Source organism: Dactylosporangium sp. NPDC048998 (genome assembly GCF_043197855.1).
In the GTDB taxonomy this organism is placed as follows: Bacteria; Actinomycetota; Actinomycetes; order Mycobacteriales; family Micromonosporaceae; genus Dactylosporangium.
This window is the reverse complement of record NZ_JBICTV010000003.1, coordinates 116,755-133,253: the sequence shown is the minus strand read 5'-3', so window position 1 is coordinate 133,253 and position 16,499 is coordinate 116,755. Positions and strand designations below refer to the sequence as shown.

The following is a 16,499-nucleotide window of genomic DNA, read 5'->3' as shown; positions in this document are numbered from 1 at the left end:
GCCCACCAGCGCGCGACGCTTCGGCGGCGGCGGTCAGGCCAGTGCTACGGCCGCCACCGTGTCGTACTCGGGCTTCGGGCCGAGGTGGCTCCGCATCAGCCGCACCTCGTCGACGCGCCATCGCGGCCCGCGGTATCCGGTCAGCATCGCCAGATCGCCGGCCAGCTCCTCCGGGCTCAGCATCACCCCCGGCCGGGCGATCGTCACGTGCGGCTGCCAGGGCCGCCGGTCGAACGGCAGCCGGCGCCTCTTGAGCGCCCGCCGCACCGCCAGGCCCAGCGGCGCCAGGTCGTCGCTCTCCAGCTCCGCCACGAGGTGCCTGAACTGCCCGCGCCCGAGCGTCTTGCCGCCCGCGATCCGCACGGTCGGCGCGGCCGTTCCGGCCAGTTCAGCCAAGGCTTCGACCGACGCGGTCTCGTCCTCGACGTCCCCGATGAACGCGACGGTCAGGTGCCACCGCTCGGGCGGGGCGAGCCGGACGGACCGCTCCCGGGGCCGCGCCACGGCGAGCCCGTCGACCATGCTCTTGAAGTGCTCCCGCACGTCGTCCGGCGGGTACGCCGCCATGAACACCCTCAACCCCGCAGTGCCCCCATGCCTTGTGTGCCTGGTTTTCCTGTCGCCGCGCCTGCGGGCTCTCAGCGCTGCTGCGCTCCGGCGCCTCGCAGCACCAGCCCCGCCCGCTGCAGCTCACCCTCGACCCGCAGCCGCTCCAGCTCCAGGTCGACCCCGGCGAGCTCGTCGAGGTGCTCCTCGACGCCGAGCTGCGCGCAGGCCACCCGCAGCCCCTCGTCGTACGCTTCCTGCACCGCGACGAACCATACCCGCGACCGCATGGCGACGCCCTCGCGCAGCCGGTTGAGCCGCCGCAGATCCCCGGCAACCTGCTCGATCGGCGGCCCCACGGCCCACGCCCGCCGGGCGTGCGTGACCTCGTCGATCCCGCGCCCGAACCGGCCGAGCCGCCACCGCCGCCCGAGGCGTGACTCACTCCACCATCCGCCGAGCTTCGACCACCCCCGAAGCCGGGACCGCCCGTCAGACCCGGACCGCCCGTCAGACCCGGACCGCCCGTCGGACCCCGGCCGTCCTCCGAGCGTGGACCACTCACTCAGCCCGGCCCGCCCACGGAGGCCGGATCGCCCAGAGAACTCGGACCGCTCGCGGAGCTCGGACCGCCGCCGGAGCCGCCGCTGCACCGCCCGGGGAAGCAGCCGCCGCACCCATTCCCCGAACCGCGAGATCATCTCTTCGGCGGACAGGAGCAGCGCACAGATCAAGCACGGCGCCACGGCTATAAGCCCGATGACGCCGGCAACGAGCAGGCCGTGCAGCACGCCCACGATCTGAGACTAAACTCACACGAGAGCGACCGCTACCGATTCCCGCACACCCGCTGCGCGAACCTCGCATCCCACGCAAAACGCCACCCGAACCCACGCTCACCATGAGCGGCCATCACCGCGCCGTGACCGTGCGTGGTGATGGCCGATAGGACGGCGCACGGTCGGGCCGGGCCTGCAATAGCCCGCCGGACCCGCAAGAGACTCCGGCAGGGCGGCGCCAGGACCTCGCTGGGCCGCAATAGCCGCCGGACCCGTAGTGCGGCGCCAGGACTCCGACCCCTCCCCAGGCCCCGGTCCGGGCCCCACCGCGCGGCGCTGGGCAGCGCTGGGCGGGCCGCGATGGGTGTCGTTTGCGGGTGCGGCGGGTGCGGCGGGTGCGGTGCGATGGGGCCGGGCAGGCGGCGCCCCCTCGCCGCCGCCTGTCCGGCCTCACCGCCGTCCGTGACCGCGGGCCGGGGCAGGGCCGGAACGCGGCTCGATCGCCGCCGCGGAGCCGTCCTGAGCCGGTCGGGTCGCGGTGACTACTGCGTCGAGGCCACCAGCATTGCTCGGAATTCCTTGATGGCTTCCCCGTCACCCTCCACCTGGATCGGCGTATGCGCATCAGTCGTTGGGGTCGATTCGCGTGCCCATAGCCACCGCAGCAGGGGGGCCGGATCGCCCGTTACCGATGCGTCGGGGGTGATGGATTGGTCGGCGGAGGCGGGGGTGGTTGCTGAGGCGACCGTGGCGCCGTCGGGGTCGGTGCGGATCAGCCAGGCGGGGCCGCGCGGGGAGACCTGGACGCGGACCGTGCGGCCCTTCGCCGACGCCAGGGCCTCGGTGAAGTCTTCGTGCCAGGCGTGGGAGCCGTAGCCGACGAAGAGGCGTAGCACCTCGTCGATGCCGTCCACCGCCAGGTCGTCGGGGATGGGGTCGGAGTCGATGTGGAGGGCCAGCTCGCCGTCGAGGCGGTGGATGACCGACTCCTGGGCCATGCGGCGGATCCAGAACTTGACCGTCTGGTCGGGGGCGTGCCAGGTGAGGGCCGGGTCGGTGTCGCCGCGGCGAGAGAACTCGTGGGTGACCGCGCCGTAGGCCCGGTCGAGCAGGGCGATCGGGTCCTCCGTCACGGTTGCGGGCGGGGGCCAGGCGACGGGCCACGCGCCCGTTTGCATCACCGTGGCCTTGTGCAGGTAAACCTGGCCGACGTGCCTGACGAGGTCTGTCACGGTCCAGCCCGGGCAGCTGGGCACCGGGGCGGTGAGACCTGTGCCGGCGACATCGCGCAGGCGCATGTAGTCGGCGGCCAGGCACTGCAGCAGACGTGATCGCTCCATGCCCGTGACTCAATCACACGGGTACGACAAAAAATCAGCGCACCGCCGGACGGACCGCGGGGAGACCCGCGGCGCGCTCGTGCACCCGCACGTGCAGGCGGGGGCGGAGCCCGACGTGGATGCGCCCGCCGACCCGGCGGAGCTGGAGCACGCCCAGGGCGACGGCGGCGATCAGCGATACCAGGCCGCCGGTCCACAGGCCCGAGCGGGGCCCGAACCGCTCGGCGCACCAGCCGATGATGAGCGAGCCGATAGGGGTGCTGCCGAGGAACACGAGGATGTACAGGGCCATCACCCGGCCCCGGAACGCGGCGTCGACGCCGAGCTGGACGCGCTGGTTCGCCGCCTGCGCGAAGTAGATCATGAAGAAGCCGGTCGGGATGAGCAGGATCACCGCGATCACGAACGACGGGGCGAATCCGACCAGCGTCTCGAAGCCGGCGAACAGGATGGCCGCGGCGAGCACCAGGTACACCGACGGGCGGCTGCGGCGGCGGGAGCTGGCCAATGCGCCGGCCAGGGCGCCGAGCGCGATGGCGGTGGAGAGCATGCCGAAGTACTTCGCGTCGACACGGAACTCGACCTTCGCCAGCACGGCCAGGGTCAGCTGGAAGTTGAACCCGAACAGGCCGACGATCAGCACCAGCAGGATGGCCAGGCTCAGGTCGGGGCGGCGCCAGACGTACCGCAGGCCGTCGATCGTGCGGGCCTCGCTCGCCGCGACCGCGACGCGCTCGGCGCGGAACAGCTCGGCGGCGCGCATGCGGGCCAGGCAGATCAGCGGCGCGATGCACAGCAGCGCGGTGAGCAGGAAGATCGGGCCCGTCTTGTCGTGCAGCGCGGCGATGACGAGGCCGGCGATCGCGGGGCCGACGATGCGGGCGGTGTTGAACGTCGCGGACGAGAGCGACAGCGCGTTGGGCAGCAGTTCCTTGCCGACCAGTTCGGAGACGAACGACTGGCGCACCGGGGTCTCGATGGCGCTGATCACGCCGAAGAGCGCGGCGGTGACGAAGACCCACCAGAGGCTCACCACGCCGGTGACCACCAGGGCGCCCAGCAGGGTCGCCACCAGCGCCGACGCCGCGTTCGCCAGGAGCAGGAGGTGCCGCTTGTCGAAACGGTCGGCCAGCTGCCCGCCGTACAGCGAAAGGAGCAGCACCGGCGTGAACTGCAGGGCCGTCACGACGCCCAGTGCGGACGCCGAGTTGCCCGAAAGCTGTAGGACCAGCCAGTCCTGCCCGGTGAACAGCATCCACGTGCCGAGGAGCTTGACGAGCTGGCCAATGGTGAACAATCGATAGTTGCGAACCTTCAATGAGCCGAACGTGGTACCGCTCATGCGCTCCGTCCGATCCTCCCCAGAATCTCGGCGGCCTTGGTGAGCACCTCACGCTCCTCCGGGGTGAGGGCCATAAGCTGCTTGGCGAGCCACTCGTCGCGGCTGCGGCGGTGCTCGGCGACGACCGCGCGACCCGACTCGCTGGCGGCGAGGATGACCTGCCGGCCGTCGGTCGGGTGCGGCGAGCGCTGGACGAGACCGCGGTCTTCCAGCTTCGCGACGATCTTGGTGAGGGTCGGCGGTTGGACGCGCTCGATCTCGGCGAGCTCGCGCGGCGTGAGCGCGCCGCCGAGCTCGAGGCTCGTCAGCGCGGACAGCTGGGTGATCGTGAGATCACCCATGGGCCGGGCCTGGCGCAGGCGCCGGTTCAGCCGGGTGATGCTGTCCCGCAGCGCCGCCGCGAGCTGGGCGGCCGCCAGTTTCGGTACGCGAACCATCACATTAGTTAGCTTACCTAATGAGCATGGCTAACGACCTGTGCCGTCGATCACCCGGGCGCCTGCGGCGGGCGGCGCGGGCCGGGTACCGTGATCGGCGTGCCCACGCCGCCCAAGCCGCTCGACCCACCGATGGTGCCGTTCGCCGTCGTGGGCATCGTGCTGTGGATCATCGCCGCGCTGATCATGCTGCCGTTCCGCGACCATCTCGCGAAGGCCGGCCACGGCGACTGGTTCGGCATCGCGATCGCGGGCGCCCTGTGGGGCATCCCCGGCCTGCTCACAATGGTCGTGCACGACCGGAACCGGCGGCGGCGCCGGGCCCGGGCGGCGTCCGATTCGTTCAAGACGGACACGCCCACCGCGCCCTAGCCTGGGGCACATGGCACTTCGACTCAACGTCATCGGCATGGTCGTCGCGGACATGCCCCGCTCGCTCGCCTTCTACCGCCGACTCGGCCTGGACGTGCCCGAGGCCGAGGACAAGAGCCCGCACGTCGAGCACGTGCTGCCCGGCGGCATGAAAATCGCCTGGGACACCGTCGAGACGATCCACTCGTTCGATCCCGATTGGGCGCCGCCGAGCGGGGGTGCGCGGGTGGCGCTGGCCTTCGAGTGCGACTCGCCGGCCGACGTGGACCGCCTGCACGCCGAGCTGGTCGCGGCCGGATACGCCAGCCACAAGGCCCCATGGGACGCGTTCTGGGGGATGCGGTACGCCGTCGTGCACGACCCGGACGGCAACGGCGTCGACCTGTACGCGACGCTGTCGTAGCCCGGCCGCTCGGCCCTCCGCGATCATGATGCGGGGCCGAGTGCATCGCTACAGTCGAGCGCCATCGGGTCGTCGAGCCGTGCGGCCGTCGAGCAGCCGGCGACTGGCGTGCGCCTCGACCCATCGGCGAGCGTCGTGCGGGCCTTGCTGCCGGGGTGCGCGGCGCCAGCGGGGGTCGCGGCCGGCAGGCCGCGTGTCCTTGGCACCGCGGACGTGGCAGGGAGACGCGCCAGCGTCGACCGGTGTCTGACGGGAGCAACGGTCGTGCGTTGCACGGACCGGAGTCAGGAATATTCAATTCTCGACCGCACTAGGCGCGCAGCAGCTCGCCCATCGGGACGCCGGCCAGGGCCTTCACCTCACGGGCGAGGTGGGCCTGGTCGGCATAGCCCGCCGTCGCGGCCACCGTTGCGAACGCCATCCCGCGGCGCGCCAGGTCCAGCGCGCCGTTCAGCCGCAGGATGCGGGAGAGGGTCTTCAGGCCGTACCCATACAGGAACAGACCTCTCCTGTGCAGCTGGCGCTCGCTGAGGCCGACCTCGGAGGCGATGCCCGCCACGGAGCCTCCGGCGCGCAGGCGGGCAAGCACGTGCGGCGCCAGCGGGTCTGGGACGAAGTCCGTCGAGAGCAGGGCCGACTCGAGCACGGCCGCGCGGTCGGGCGCGTCGTCGAGAGCCTCGGTCAGCCGACGGGCGCGTTGCCGGGGCCAGAGGTTCTGGAGCGGAACCCGTTGATCCCGTAACTCGCTGGCGGCCACACCGAGGACGGCCGGGCCCGTTCCTGGCGAAAACCGGACCGCCGTGAAGCGCCTGCCGGCAGGGCTCCACGAGAGGTGCGCGGTCGTGTCCGGGCCCGCGACGAACAGCTCGCCGTCGCAGTGGATGACGTCCATGCAGCCATCGGGAAGGATACGGCTCGCGCCGGTCTCCTGCACGCCCCTGCGCCAGACGACCGCGCCGGGTAACCGGGATGGTCGCTCCGTGTAGTTGGACTCAGCCGTGCCCATAGGGTTCGGCCGGTTCGTCGCCGTCGACCGAGCCCGGCGCGTGGCTCACGGCGACCTCCTCGACCTCGCTGTCGTCGAAGACCGTCGGCAGCTCGTCGACCGCCTGGACCTGCTCGACCAGGACCTCGGAGTGCGCGCCGCACCCGTGGTCGATCGAGACGACCTGGGCGTCGTCGGGCGCGTACTCGTTGCCGCACACGCCGAAGGCCTGCCGCAGCGATCCGGCGAGCTGCAGGTAGAACCCGCACGAGCCGCAGCGCGCCGACGACGGGGCCGCGACGGAGATCGCGGCGTTGGGGCCGCGCTCCCCGTCGTACCAGCGCTGGGCCGCGTCCAGGCGCCCGTCGCGCGACATCACGCGGGCACGGCCGAGGCCGAGCTCCCAGTTGATCTCTTCGACCGCGGGGTCGTCGGACTGGACATACCCGGGCATGAGCCGCGGGTCGTCGGGCGGGGTCGGCAGCAGGTCGCCGATGCCGAGGTCGCCGGGCTGGAGGCGCTCCTGCCAGGGCACCCACTCGGGCGCGCGCAGCGCGTCGGGGCCGGGCAGCAGCGTCGACTCACAGATCGTGACCTGCTTGCTGCGGGGAATGCGGGTGACGGTGACGGCCCAGCGCCAACCGCGGTAGCCGGGCAGGCCGCACTCGAAGAAGTGCGTGACGAGCCGATCACCCTCAGCGACGACGCCCAGATGCGCGCCGATGTGGTCAGGATCGACGACGTCGAGCCCTTGCAGCGCCGTCTCGACGGCGTCCGCCAGGACCTGGTCGAGCTTGGCGGCGCGGCCGCTTCCGCGCGCCGGTGCAGTCGAGGCAGTCACACCACCATTCTTCCTCATCGCCACGCCCGCCGAGCACGGCGGCCCCGGCGTGCCCCGAAACTGTCGTACCCATGGTTCAGGATGGTGGCATGTCCGTGATTCGAGGAGTGGCGCAGACCGTGGTCACCACCGTGCGCGCAGCGCGGGTCGCCACCGTCGGCACGACCAGGGCGGGCCGGTTCCTCGGGCGCAACCTGCTGCGCGTGCGCGAGCGCGGAGCCGGCGGCGAGACGGGCATGCTGCGCCTGCTCGACCTGCACGCGGCATCCTGCGCGGGAGACACGCTGGTCGCGCTGGGTCTCGCCGGGACCATTTTCTTCTCGGTACCCGCCGGGGAGGCCCGCGGGCGCGTGGCGCTCTACCTGATCGTGACGATGCTGCCGTTCGCGCTGCTCGCGCCGGTGGTCGGACCCGTCCTCGACCGGTTCCGTCACGGCCGGCGATACGCGCTGGCCGTCACGATGCTGGGGCGCGCGTTCCTGGCGTTCCTGCTCTCGGAGCACCTCACCGGCTGGGCGCTGTACCCGTCCGCGTTCGGCATGCTCGTGCTGTCCCGCGCCTACGGCGTGGCCCGCAGCGCCGCCGTGCCCCGCGTGCTGCCGCCCGGCCTGGGCCTGTCCGAGGCCGGGGCCCGGGCCTCGGTGTTCGGCACGTTCGCGGGCGCCGTCGTGCTGCCCATCGGCCTGCTCGCCGGGCAGTTCGGACCGCAGTGGCCGCTGCGGGTGTCGATCCTCGTCTTCCTCTACGGCATGGTCACCGCGCTGCGGCTGCCCCCGCGCGCCGACTCCGACCCGCCCGAGACCATGCCGCGCATCCTGCAGCCACTGGGCCGGCGCGGCATGAAGGTCCTCAGCGGCCGCGTGGTGGTGGCCGCCCTGCTCGGCAGCGCCACGCTGCGGGGGCTCTACGGATTCCTGACGTTGTACCTCGCATTCGCCATCAAGGAGGGCACGCTCCCGGTCCGCCTCGCCGCCTGGCAACTCTCCCAGCAGTCGGCGGTCGTGGTGGTGGCGGCCGCGCTCGGGGTCGGCTCGTTCCTGGCCACCGCGATCGGCACCCGGCTGCGCATCCATCGCCCGACGCTGCTTCAGGCGATCGGCATCGTGCTCACCGCGTTCGTCGCCGTCATCGCCGCCAACCGCGGCTCGCTCGGGGCCGTGGCACTGCTCTGCCTGCTCACCGCCGTCGCCAGCGGCCTGGCCAAGCTCGCCGTGGACGCCTCGATCCAGGAGCGGATCGACGAGCAGGTCCGGGCGAGCGCGTTCGCCCACTCCGAGACGCTGCTCATGATCGCGTGGGTGCTGGGCGGCGCGGTCGGGCTCATACCGTTCGGCGGGTCGTGGGGGCTACTGGTGGCCGCGGCGTTCGCGACGCTGGGCGCGGTCCGGGCGCTGTACTCGGCCGTGGTCCTGCGCAAGGAGCGCCTGAGCGGGGCGCCGCCGGACGCTTCCGACGCGACGACGGCCGCGACGCCCGCCGCCGGGACCGCGGCCGGGTCGGGCTCCGGGTCCGCAGCCGGGGCCACTGCTGGGGCCGCTGCCGGGTCGGGGGCCGCGGCCGGCTCCGGTGGGCGGACGGCGCCGACCGCGCGAATGCCCGCCGAGGACGCCACCACCGTCCCCCGGCCCGCCGGGGCCACGGCGGCGACCAGCCCGGGTGCACCGGGCGACGACGGCGGGCGGCGGCGCTTCGGGTGGGGGCGCCGCCGTGGCGCGGACGAGCCGCCGGCGGCCGCGCCGGCGGCGACCCGAAAGATGCCCGCGGTCGACGTCGAGGACGGCACGTCGCCGCTGGCGCCGCCCGGGTACACGCTGTATCGGCCGTCGGGCGCCGACCCGACGGCCCGGCTGGAGGACAAGGAGTGAGGCGATTGCTGGGATACGGGCGGGCGTTGATCGTGACGGCGGTCGAGGTCGAACAGAGCACGGTCCTCGCCGGGCTCGGCATCGGCGAGCAGGCGCCCGACGCGCTCGAGGCCGGCGCACCGGTGGTGGTTGCCGCGTGCGGCGTCGGGCCGGCGGCCGCGGCGGCGGTGACGTCGCAGTTCCTGACGGTCGCGGCGCAGCAGGGGGCGCCGTTCGACGTCGTCCTGTCCGCCGGGATCGCGGGCGGGTTCGCGGGCCGGGTGGAGATCGGCGGCCTGGTCGTCGGCACCGAGTCGATCGCGGCCGACCTGGGGGCCGACGGCCCGGACGGGTTCCAGAGCGTCGACGAGCTCGGCTTCGGGGCGTCGCGGCACGAAGCCGACCCGGCGCTGCTGCGGATGCTGCGCCAGAGCCTCCCGGAGGCCGTCGGCGGCCCGGTGCTGACGGTCTCGACGGTGACCGGGACCGGCCACGCGAAGGAGCTCGTCGAGAAGCGCCACCCGGACGCGGTGGCCGAGGCGATGGAGGGCTTCGGCGTCGCCACCGCGGCCCGCCTGTGGCCGACCACCGCGTTCGGCGAGATCCGCACCATCTCCAACGCCGTGGGGCCCCGGGACCGTGCCACGTGGCGCATCCCGCAGGCCCTGTCGACGCTGCGGGACGCCTTCGCCACCCTCAGCGGCCACTGACCGTCGTGCGCGGCCCCGCTCGCGGGGGGCGGGCCGCAAGGGGCCGCGGGCCGGAGAGCAAGGGATGGGTGCGCCGGGATGGGCCGCGGCGCCGGGGCACGGTCGCGGGGCTCAGCGCGGGCCGCGGGTCGGTGCGGGCCGACGTGAGTGCGGGTCGATCCGGAACCAGCGTGGTCGGGTCGAGCTCGGCGTCGCGCTCCGTGGTCGCTGGCGGGTTTCGTGAGCTGCGCGACAATGATGGTTCACTATCGGGTGGCCCCGTGTTCGCGCGTCCGTGGGTGGTGGGCAGGAGAGTCGCGAGGGTCACACCGGGGGATTCCATACTCGGGGTGCGGGCCCGGCCGCAAGGTCTAGATTCGGATTTGTGACGCTTTCCCTCGCCTTCTCGCCGTGTCCGAACGACACCTTCGTCTTCCACGCGCTCACGCACGGGCTGGTGTCCGGGGCGCCCGGCTTCGACGTCACCTTCGCCGATGTCGACGTCACCAACACCGCGGCGTTGAACGGGGAGTTCGACCTCGTCAAGGTCAGTTACGCGGCGTTGCCGTGGCTGCTCGACAAGTACACGCTGCTGCCGTGCGGCGGGGCGCTCGGGCGTGGGTGCGGGCCGCTGGTGCTGGTCAAGGATCCGTCGATCGAGTCGCTCGGGGGCAAGAGCGTGGCGGTGCCGGGGGACCGGACCACCGCGTACCTGCTGATGCGCCTCTGGTCGGCCGGGGACCCGCCGGCGAGCGTCGAGATCGTGCCCTTCGCCGAGATCATGCCCGCGGTCGCGGCCGGACGGTTCGATGCCGGGCTGGTGATTCACGAGGCGCGGTTCACATACCAGCGGTATGGGCTGCACGCGCTCGCCGATCTCGGGGAGTGGTGGGAGAACGACACCGGGCTGCCGATCCCGCTGGGGGCGATCATCGCGCACCGGGACCGGGTCGACCCCGAGCAGGCGACCGCCTGGATCAAGGAGTCGGTGCGGCTGGCCTGGGAGCACCCGCACGCCAGCCGGGAGTTCGTGCTCGAGCACGCGCAGGAGATGGAGCAGGTGGTCGTCGATCAGCACATCGCGCTGTACGTCAACGAGTTCACGACCTCGCTCGGGCCCGACGGCCATGCAGCGGTCGACGCGCTGTTGAACCGGGCCGCGGCGGAAGGGCTGGTTCCCGCTACGCCGCTTGTCGGGGCATAGGAGCGCCTAGCGGGCCGTTGGCATCGCCATGAATCGGTCGAATCACGATTTATCCGGTATGAGGCGGCCGTGAAAGCGCACAGCAGAAGGGCCCGGCGGCGCGGGCCCTTCTGCATGCGGCTAGCGGCGAAACGGGGCCGAGGTCAGACCTCGAGTTCCCGAGCCACCAGGTGTACGGCCTCGGCGACCGTGCGGGACGTCTTGCGGTCCGGGAAGCGGCCGCGTTGCAGGTCGGGCTGGATCTTTGCCTCCAGCACCTTGATCATGTCTTCGATCAGGCCGTGCAGCTCCTCCGGCTGGCGGCGGCTCGCCACCGCCCGGGCCTCGGCCACCGACGGCGGCGCGTCGAGCAACTTCACCTGCAGCGCCTGGCTGCCCTTGCGGCTCTCGACCACCCCGAACTCGACCCGCTGACCGGTCTTCAGCTCACCCACGCTGGACGGCAGGGCCGCCTTGTGCACGAAGACGTCGCCCCCGTCGTCGCTGGTGAGGAACCCGAAACCCTTCTCCTGGTCGTACCACTTCACTCGACCCGTCGGCACGCTGCCCTGCTCCCCAGTGTCGGACCCGTCCCGGGGCCGCAAATGGCACGCCGGGATTGCACACCAAGGCTAGTCACCGGAAACGGCCCGGCCAACCGAGATCATGCCTTTGAGAAAAGCCGGAAACGGGCGCAGATCCTCGAAAACGACGGTCGCGCCCGCGGCGCGGAGGTCCTCCGCGGAGCAGGGGCCCGAGGTGACGCCGACGACCGGGATGCCGGCCAGGACCGCGGCCTGCATGTCGGCCACGTGGTCGCCGACGTAGAGGGCGGCGCCAATGTCCCGCAGGACCTGGGCCTTTCCGGCGTGGAAGACGTCGCCGTACACCTTGTCGACCGAAATGCCCAAATGCGCGAGGTGCAGCTCGGCGAGGCGCCCGAGCTTCGAGGTGATGACGGCGATTCGCGCGGGCACCTGGCGTACCGAATCCAGGGCTTGTTCTGCTCCTGGCAGAGCGACCGAAGGCGCGATGGCGTGGTCGGGATAGAGCGAGCGGTAGATGCCGACCGCCTCCTCGATCCGCCCGGTGGGGAACCATTCGGACATCTCCTGGCGCAGCGGCGGACCCAGGCGGCTGACCGCGAGGTCGGCGTCGACGTGGACGCCGGTCCGCGCGGCGAGCGCCCGCCAGGTCGCGGCGATTCCCAGCCTGGTGTCGAGGAGCGTCATGTCGAGGTCAAAGCCAATGACAACCGGTTGTTGAGACACCTTTAAGGATGCCCAGGTCACAGTGGGTACGCCATCGAGAAACGAGCTCATCTCCTATTGACGAGGTGAGACCTCGACCACTAGCGTCACCCATACTTTTAGGAAAGTTTCCTAAAGGATAATCCAGGAGACGCGATGAAACGATCCGTCCGCAACGGCCTCATCGTCGCCGCCGCGTTGGCGGCGGCCGGGGCCGTCGTCCCCATCGTCACCACGAACGCCAACGCCGCCGGCAGCCTCAGCGCCACCTTCACGGTCGACCAGGACTGGGGCACGGGCTGGGGCGCCACCTACAAGATCACCAACGGCACCGCGAGCACGATCAACGGGTGGACGCTCGAGTTCGACCTGCCCGCGGGCGGTTCGATCACCAGCTTCTGGGACGCCGACGTGACCCGCACGGGTCAGCACTACGTCGCCGTGAACAAGTCCTGGGCCCCGACGCTCGCCGCGGGCGCCACCTTCAGCTGGGGCATGAACGGCGCCGGAGCCAAGCCGCCGATCAACTGCACCATCAACGGCGTGAGCTGCAGCGGCGGCACGCCGACCACGGCGCCACCGACCACCACCAAGCCGCCGACGTCCAACCCGCCGACCTCCAACCCGCCCACGTCGAACCCGCCGACCTCCAACCCGCCGACCAGCAACCCGCCCGGTGGCAAGAAGGTCGTCGCGTACTTCACCGAGTGGGGCATCTACGGCCGCAACTACCAGGTGAAGAACATCGAGACCAGCGGCTCGGCGTCGAAGCTCACGCACATCCTGTATGCGTTCGGCAATACGGCTAACGGCCAGTGCTCGCTCGGTGACAGCTACGCGGACTACGACAAGGCGTTCACCGCGGCCGAGTCGGTCGACGGCGTCGCGGACACCTGGGACCAGCCGCTGCGGGGCAACTTCAACCAGCTGAAGAAGCTGAAGGCGAAGCACCCGGGCCTGAAGGTCATCTACTCGTTCGGCGGCTGGACCTGGTCGGCCGGCTTCACGCAGGCCGCACAGAACCCGACCGCGTTCGCGAACTCCTGCTACAACCTGGTCAACGACCCGCGTTGGGCCGGCGTGTTCGACGGCATCGACATCGACTGGGAGTACCCGAACGCCTGTGGCCTGCAGTGCGACAGCAGCGGCCCGAACGCGTTCAAGAGCGTCGTCGCGGCGCTGCGCGCCAAGTTCGGCTCCAGCGCGCTGGTGACTGCGGCCATCACGGCCGACGGCTCCAACGGCGGCAAGATCGACCTCACCGACTACGCGGGCGCGATCTCGAACCTCGACTGGATCGACCCGATGACGTACGACTACTTCGGCGCCTTCAACGCGCAGGGCCCGACCGCCCCGCACTCGCCGCTGACCTGCTACTCGGGCATCCCGACCGCCGGCTTCTGCGCCGACGCGGCCGTCCAGAAGCTCAAGGGCAAGGGCATCCCGTCGAGCAAGATCCTGCTGGGCATCGGCTTCTACGGCCGTGGCTGGACCGGCGTCACCCAGGACGCGCCCGGCGGCACGGCGACCGGCGCGGCGCCCGGCACGTACGAGGCGGGCATCGAGGACTACAAGGTCCTCAAGAACACCTGCCCGGCCACCAGCACGATCGGCGGCACGGCGTACGCGCGGTGCGGCAGCAACTGGTGGAGCTACGACACCCCGGCCACCATCAACAGCAAGATGGCCTACGCGAAGACGCAGGGCCTCGGCGGCGCGTTCGTCTGGGAGCTCTCCGGCGACACCACCGGCGGCGAGCTGATCACCGCGGTGAGCGGCGGCCTGAAGTAACGCACGGTAAGGACATCGAGGGCGGGCCCGCCGGGCCCGCCCTCTTTTGTCATACGGGGCGGTTAGCGTATGAGGCGAGATGACGACGACTTCGCTGGCCGACCATCTACGCGCCCTGCCCGACGAGGAGCTGATGGCGCTCATCCGGCTGCGCCCTGACCTGGTCATTCCGCCGCCGTCCGACTTCTCCGCGCTGGCGCACCGGGCGCAGTCCCGGGTCGCCGTCGCCCGGGCGCTCGACGCGCTCGACCAGTTCACGCTGGAGATCCTCGACGCCCTGCGGTACACGCGGGTGGGGCACACCTCGTCGACCGAGGCGGTGCTGGCGCTCACCGCGCAGTCCGGGGTGGAGGCGGCGCGGGTGCGGGCGGCGGTCGACCAGCTGCGCGCCTATGCCGTGGTGTTCGGACCGGACCAGGCCCTGCGCATCGTCGGGGCCGTGGAGGAGGTCTGCTCGCCGTATCCAGCCGGGCTCGGCCGCCTCGCCGAGGAGCTCGACCCGATGGCGGGCGCGCTGGCCGCCGACGCCGCCGGGCTACGCCGCACGCTGCTGGCCGCCCCGCCGGCCGCCCGGGCGGTGCTCGACCGGCTCGCCGCCGGGCCACCGGTCGGCACCGTCGCCGCCGCCAGCCTGCAGCCTGACTCCGACTCGCCGATCCGCTGGCTGATCAACCGCCACCTGCTGGTCCCGGTCGGGCGCGACGCCGTGGAGCTGCCGGTCGAGGTGTCGCTCGTGCTGCGCCGCGACGCGGGTCCGCTGGGCCAGCTGCACCCCGACCCGCCGCCGATGGACACCCCGCAGCGCGAGCCCGCCCAGCTCGACCGCGCGGGCGCGGGGCAGGTCCTGGAGCTGGTGCGCAACGCCGAGGCGCTGATCGAGATCATCGGTCAGGAGCCGCCGTCGGTACTGCGCTCCGGTGGCCTCGGCGTCCGCGAACTGCGCCGCTACGCCAAGACCGTCGGCGTGGAAGAAGCGCAGGCGGCGCTGCTGGCGGAGGTCGTCACCGCGGCCGGCCTGGTCGGCGAGGAGATCATCGACAACAAGCGGATCGAGAGCGTGTTCCTGCCCACGGTGGCGTATGACGTCTGGCGGGCGGGCGGCATCGCGGCCCGCTGGCACCGGCTCGCGGTCGCCTGGCTGACCATGACCCGCGCCCCGGCGATGGTGGGGCAGCGCGACGACCGCGACCGGCCGATCAACGCCCTCGCGCCCGAGCTGTCCCGGCCGGGCGCGCCGGCGCAGCGGCGGGCGGCGCTGCAGGTGCTCGCCGACCTGGCGCCGGGAGGGACCGCGGCCCGGTCCGCCGTAGTGGAGACGCTGGCGTGGCGCGCGCCGCGGCGCATCAACCGGGGCGCCTCGGCGGGCATCGAGGCGAGCCTGGCCGAGGCCGCGTTCCTGGGCCTGACCGGTTTCGACGGGCTGACCAGCTACGGCCGGCTGCTGCTGGCGGAGCTGCTGTCCGACGGCCTCGACCCGGATGACCCGCTGGGGATCGTGGCGCCGGAGGGATACGCGATGACCGGCTCGGCGGCGCTGCTCGACACGCTGCTGCCCACGCCGGTCGACCACGTGCTGCTGCAGGCCGACCTCTCCGTGATCGTCCCGGGCCCGCCGGAGCCGACCCTCGCCGGCGAGCTGGAGCTGCTGGGCCAGCAGGAGTCGGCCAGCGTCTACCGGATCACCGCGGACACGGTCCGCCGCAGCCTGGACGCCGGCTATTCGGCCGCCGACCTGCACGCGCTGCTCGCGCGGCGGTCCCGCACGCCGGTGCCGCAGACGCTGACGTACCTCATCGACGACGTCGCCCGCCGGCACGGCGGCATGCGGATCGGTTCGGCCAACTCCTACGTGCGCAGCGACGACGAGTCGGTCATCGCCGAGGTGCTCGCCGACCGGCGCCTGCAGGCGCTGGGCCTGCGCCGCCTCGCGCCCACCGTGCTGGCCTGCCGCCACACCCCGGCCCGCCTGCTGGAGGCGCTGCGCGGGGCGGGCTATCCGCCGGTACAGGAGGATGCGACCGGCGCCGCGGTGCTGACCAGGCCGAAGGTCCGGCGCGGGGCGCCGCGGCCGACGTGGGCCGCCCGCGGGGTGGAGGACCCGACCACGAGCGTGCGGCTGTCGGCGCCACGGCTGGCCGGGGTGATCGAGCAGATCCGCCGGGGTGACGCCGCGGCCCGGGTCGCCCGGCGGGCGCCGGTGACCGTGCGCGCCAACGGGGCGTCGGGCGCGTCGCACACCGAGGCGCTCGAGGTGCTGCAGCAGGCGCTGCGGGACAAGACGCGGGTCTGGGTCGGCTACGTCGACGCGCACGGGGCCACGGCGTCGCGGCTGGTCAGGCCGGTCTCGATGGGCTCGGGCTACCTGCGCGCCGAGGACGAGCGCACGGAGATGCTGCACACGTTCGCGCTGCACCGGATCACGGGGGCTGTGCCGGAGGCCGACGCCTGAGCTCTGTCAGTCGTGGGCGCGGGCCGTGCCGATGACGGAGACGATGAGCAGGACGACGGCGAGGCTTCCGGCGGTCTCGCCGATCGCTTCGGTGAGCGGGCTGTGCAGGACCCGCCACGAGACCAGGAAATAGGCCAGGGAGGCGACGGCGACGATACCGATGCCGAGCTTGGCCAGCGGCGAGAAGCCCTCCGGCAGGGTCTGCCGCTCCGGCGCGTGGTCGAGGTCGCTCATTCGTGCCCGCCTCG

General features: G+C 72.4%; 17 protein-coding genes. 7 read left to right on the top strand and 10 right to left on the bottom strand.

What is annotated here, in order from left to right; translation table 11 throughout:
- Window positions 1-33: 33 nt before the first annotated feature.
- From thpR to ACGFI8_RS07910, 5 genes are all read right to left on the bottom strand, one after another.
- A complete protein-coding gene (gene thpR / locus ACGFI8_RS07930) occupies window positions 34-567 on the bottom strand; it encodes an RNA 2',3'-cyclic phosphodiesterase (RefSeq protein ID WP_392801576.1) in 534 nt (177 codons plus the stop codon).
- Between the two features lie 71 nt (window positions 568-638).
- Window positions 639-1,343, bottom strand: coding sequence for a hypothetical protein (locus ACGFI8_RS07925; protein WP_392801574.1), 705 nt, complete (start codon window positions 1,341-1,343; stop codon window positions 639-641).
- Window positions 1,344-1,867: 524 nt separating this feature from the next.
- Window positions 1,868-2,665 (bottom strand): maleylpyruvate isomerase family mycothiol-dependent enzyme, encoded by a 798-nt coding sequence (locus ACGFI8_RS07920; protein WP_392801571.1) that lies wholly within the window; start codon window positions 2,663-2,665, stop codon window positions 1,868-1,870.
- Between the two features lie 34 nt (window positions 2,666-2,699).
- On the bottom strand, window positions 2,700-4,007 hold the full coding sequence (locus ACGFI8_RS07915; protein ID WP_392801568.1) for an MFS transporter: 1,308 nt from the start codon (window positions 4,005-4,007) through the stop codon (window positions 2,700-2,702).
- Entirely contained in the window at window positions 4,004-4,444 is a 441-nt protein-coding gene (locus tag ACGFI8_RS07910; RefSeq protein WP_392802858.1) for a MarR family winged helix-turn-helix transcriptional regulator, read from the bottom strand. The genes ACGFI8_RS07915 and ACGFI8_RS07910 overlap by 4 nt, the downstream gene beginning before the upstream one ends.
- Window positions 4,445-4,576: 132 nt before the next feature.
- On the opposite strand from ACGFI8_RS07910, the gene ACGFI8_RS07905 reads away from it, so the two are divergent.
- Window positions 4,577-4,816 carry a DUF2530 domain-containing protein gene (locus ACGFI8_RS07905; RefSeq protein WP_392802856.1) on the top strand — a complete coding sequence of 80 codons (240 nt, stop codon included), beginning with the start codon at window positions 4,577-4,579 and terminating at the stop codon, window positions 4,814-4,816.
- A 10-nt stretch (window positions 4,817-4,826) separates the two neighbouring features.
- Window positions 4,827-5,219, top strand: a complete 393-nt coding sequence (locus ACGFI8_RS07900) for a VOC family protein (RefSeq protein WP_392801565.1) — start codon at window positions 4,827-4,829, stop codon at window positions 5,217-5,219.
- A 310-nt stretch (window positions 5,220-5,529) separates the two neighbouring features.
- Here ACGFI8_RS07900 and ACGFI8_RS07895 read toward each other — a convergent pair whose 3' ends face one another.
- Together ACGFI8_RS07895 and ACGFI8_RS07890 are read right to left on the bottom strand one after the other, a co-directional pair.
- Window positions 5,530-6,225, bottom strand: coding sequence for a helix-turn-helix domain-containing protein (locus ACGFI8_RS07895; protein WP_392801562.1), 696 nt, complete (start codon window positions 6,223-6,225; stop codon window positions 5,530-5,532).
- Window positions 6,212-7,063 carry a DUF3027 domain-containing protein gene (locus tag ACGFI8_RS07890; RefSeq protein WP_392801559.1) on the bottom strand — a complete coding sequence of 284 codons (852 nt, stop codon included), beginning with the start codon at window positions 7,061-7,063 and terminating at the stop codon, window positions 6,212-6,214. Before ACGFI8_RS07890 ends, ACGFI8_RS07895 begins: the two co-directional genes overlap by 14 nt.
- A gap of 71 nt (window positions 7,064-7,134) precedes the next feature.
- Between ACGFI8_RS07890 and ACGFI8_RS07885 the strand changes: the two genes are divergently transcribed.
- From ACGFI8_RS07885 to ACGFI8_RS07875, 3 genes are all read left to right on the top strand, one after another.
- Entirely contained in the window at window positions 7,135-8,910 is a 1,776-nt protein-coding gene (locus ACGFI8_RS07885; RefSeq protein ID WP_392801556.1) for an MFS transporter, read from the top strand.
- Complete coding sequence (locus ACGFI8_RS07880; RefSeq protein WP_392801553.1) at window positions 8,907-9,599, top strand: futalosine hydrolase; 693 nt, start codon at window positions 8,907-8,909, stop codon at window positions 9,597-9,599. The genes ACGFI8_RS07885 and ACGFI8_RS07880 overlap by 4 nt, the downstream gene beginning before the upstream one ends.
- A 364-nt stretch (window positions 9,600-9,963) precedes the next feature.
- Window positions 9,964-10,782, top strand: a complete 819-nt coding sequence (locus tag ACGFI8_RS07875) for a 1,4-dihydroxy-6-naphthoate synthase (protein ID WP_392801550.1) — start codon at window positions 9,964-9,966, stop codon at window positions 10,780-10,782.
- A gap of 143 nt (window positions 10,783-10,925) precedes the next feature.
- On the opposite strand, the gene ACGFI8_RS07870 is transcribed toward ACGFI8_RS07875, so the two are convergent.
- Entirely contained in the window at window positions 10,926-11,324 is a 399-nt protein-coding gene (locus ACGFI8_RS07870) for a cold-shock protein (protein WP_392801547.1), read from the bottom strand.
- A 69-nt stretch (window positions 11,325-11,393) separates the two neighbouring features.
- Window positions 11,394-12,083, bottom strand: a complete 690-nt coding sequence (locus ACGFI8_RS07865) for an HAD family hydrolase (protein ID WP_392801544.1) — start codon at window positions 12,081-12,083, stop codon at window positions 11,394-11,396.
- Between the two features lie 84 nt (window positions 12,084-12,167).
- On the opposite strand from ACGFI8_RS07865, the gene ACGFI8_RS07860 reads away from it, so the two are divergent.
- Window positions 12,168-13,802 (top strand): glycosyl hydrolase family 18 protein, encoded by a 1,635-nt coding sequence (locus tag ACGFI8_RS07860; protein ID WP_392801541.1) that lies wholly within the window; start codon window positions 12,168-12,170, stop codon window positions 13,800-13,802.
- A 79-nt stretch (window positions 13,803-13,881) separates the two neighbouring features.
- The gene (locus ACGFI8_RS07855; RefSeq protein ID WP_392801539.1) at window positions 13,882-16,251 is read left to right on the top strand and encodes a helicase-associated domain-containing protein; all 2,370 of its coding nucleotides are present in this window, start codon (window positions 13,882-13,884) and stop codon (window positions 16,249-16,251) included.
- A 6-nt stretch (window positions 16,252-16,257) separates the two neighbouring features.
- Here ACGFI8_RS07855 and ACGFI8_RS07850 read toward each other — a convergent pair whose 3' ends face one another.
- Complete coding sequence (locus ACGFI8_RS07850) at window positions 16,258-16,485, bottom strand: hypothetical protein (RefSeq protein ID WP_392801536.1); 228 nt, start codon at window positions 16,483-16,485, stop codon at window positions 16,258-16,260.
- Window positions 16,486-16,499: the final 14 nt, after the last annotated feature.

Coding starts and splice junctions, on each gene's coding strand:
- ACGFI8_RS07885 (WP_392801556.1), top strand. CDS start 7,135: ATGTCCGTGATTCGAGGAGTGGCGCAGACCGTGGTCACCACCGTGCGC.
- ACGFI8_RS07905 (WP_392802856.1), top strand. CDS start 4,577: ATGGTGCCGTTCGCCGTCGTGGGCATCGTGCTGTGGATCATCGCCGCG.
- thpR (WP_392801576.1), bottom strand. CDS start 567: ATGGCGGCGTACCCGCCGGACGACGTGCGGGAGCACTTCAAGAGCATG.
- ACGFI8_RS07860 (WP_392801541.1), top strand. CDS start 12,168: ATGAAACGATCCGTCCGCAACGGCCTCATCGTCGCCGCCGCGTTGGCG.
- ACGFI8_RS07900 (WP_392801565.1), top strand. CDS start 4,827: ATGGCACTTCGACTCAACGTCATCGGCATGGTCGTCGCGGACATGCCC.
- ACGFI8_RS07865 (WP_392801544.1), bottom strand. CDS start 12,083: ATGAGCTCGTTTCTCGATGGCGTACCCACTGTGACCTGGGCATCCTTA.
- ACGFI8_RS07855 (WP_392801539.1), top strand. CDS start 13,882: ATGACGACGACTTCGCTGGCCGACCATCTACGCGCCCTGCCCGACGAG.
- ACGFI8_RS07890 (WP_392801559.1), bottom strand. CDS start 7,063: ATGAGGAAGAATGGTGGTGTGACTGCCTCGACTGCACCGGCGCGCGGA.
- ACGFI8_RS07895 (WP_392801562.1), bottom strand. CDS start 6,225: ATGGGCACGGCTGAGTCCAACTACACGGAGCGACCATCCCGGTTACCC.
- ACGFI8_RS07850 (WP_392801536.1), bottom strand. CDS start 16,485: ATGAGCGACCTCGACCACGCGCCGGAGCGGCAGACCCTGCCGGAGGGC.
- ACGFI8_RS07910 (WP_392802858.1), bottom strand. CDS start 4,444: ATGGTTCGCGTACCGAAACTGGCGGCCGCCCAGCTCGCGGCGGCGCTG.
- ACGFI8_RS07915 (WP_392801568.1), bottom strand. CDS start 4,007: ATGAGCGGTACCACGTTCGGCTCATTGAAGGTTCGCAACTATCGATTG.
- ACGFI8_RS07920 (WP_392801571.1), bottom strand. CDS start 2,665: ATGGAGCGATCACGTCTGCTGCAGTGCCTGGCCGCCGACTACATGCGC.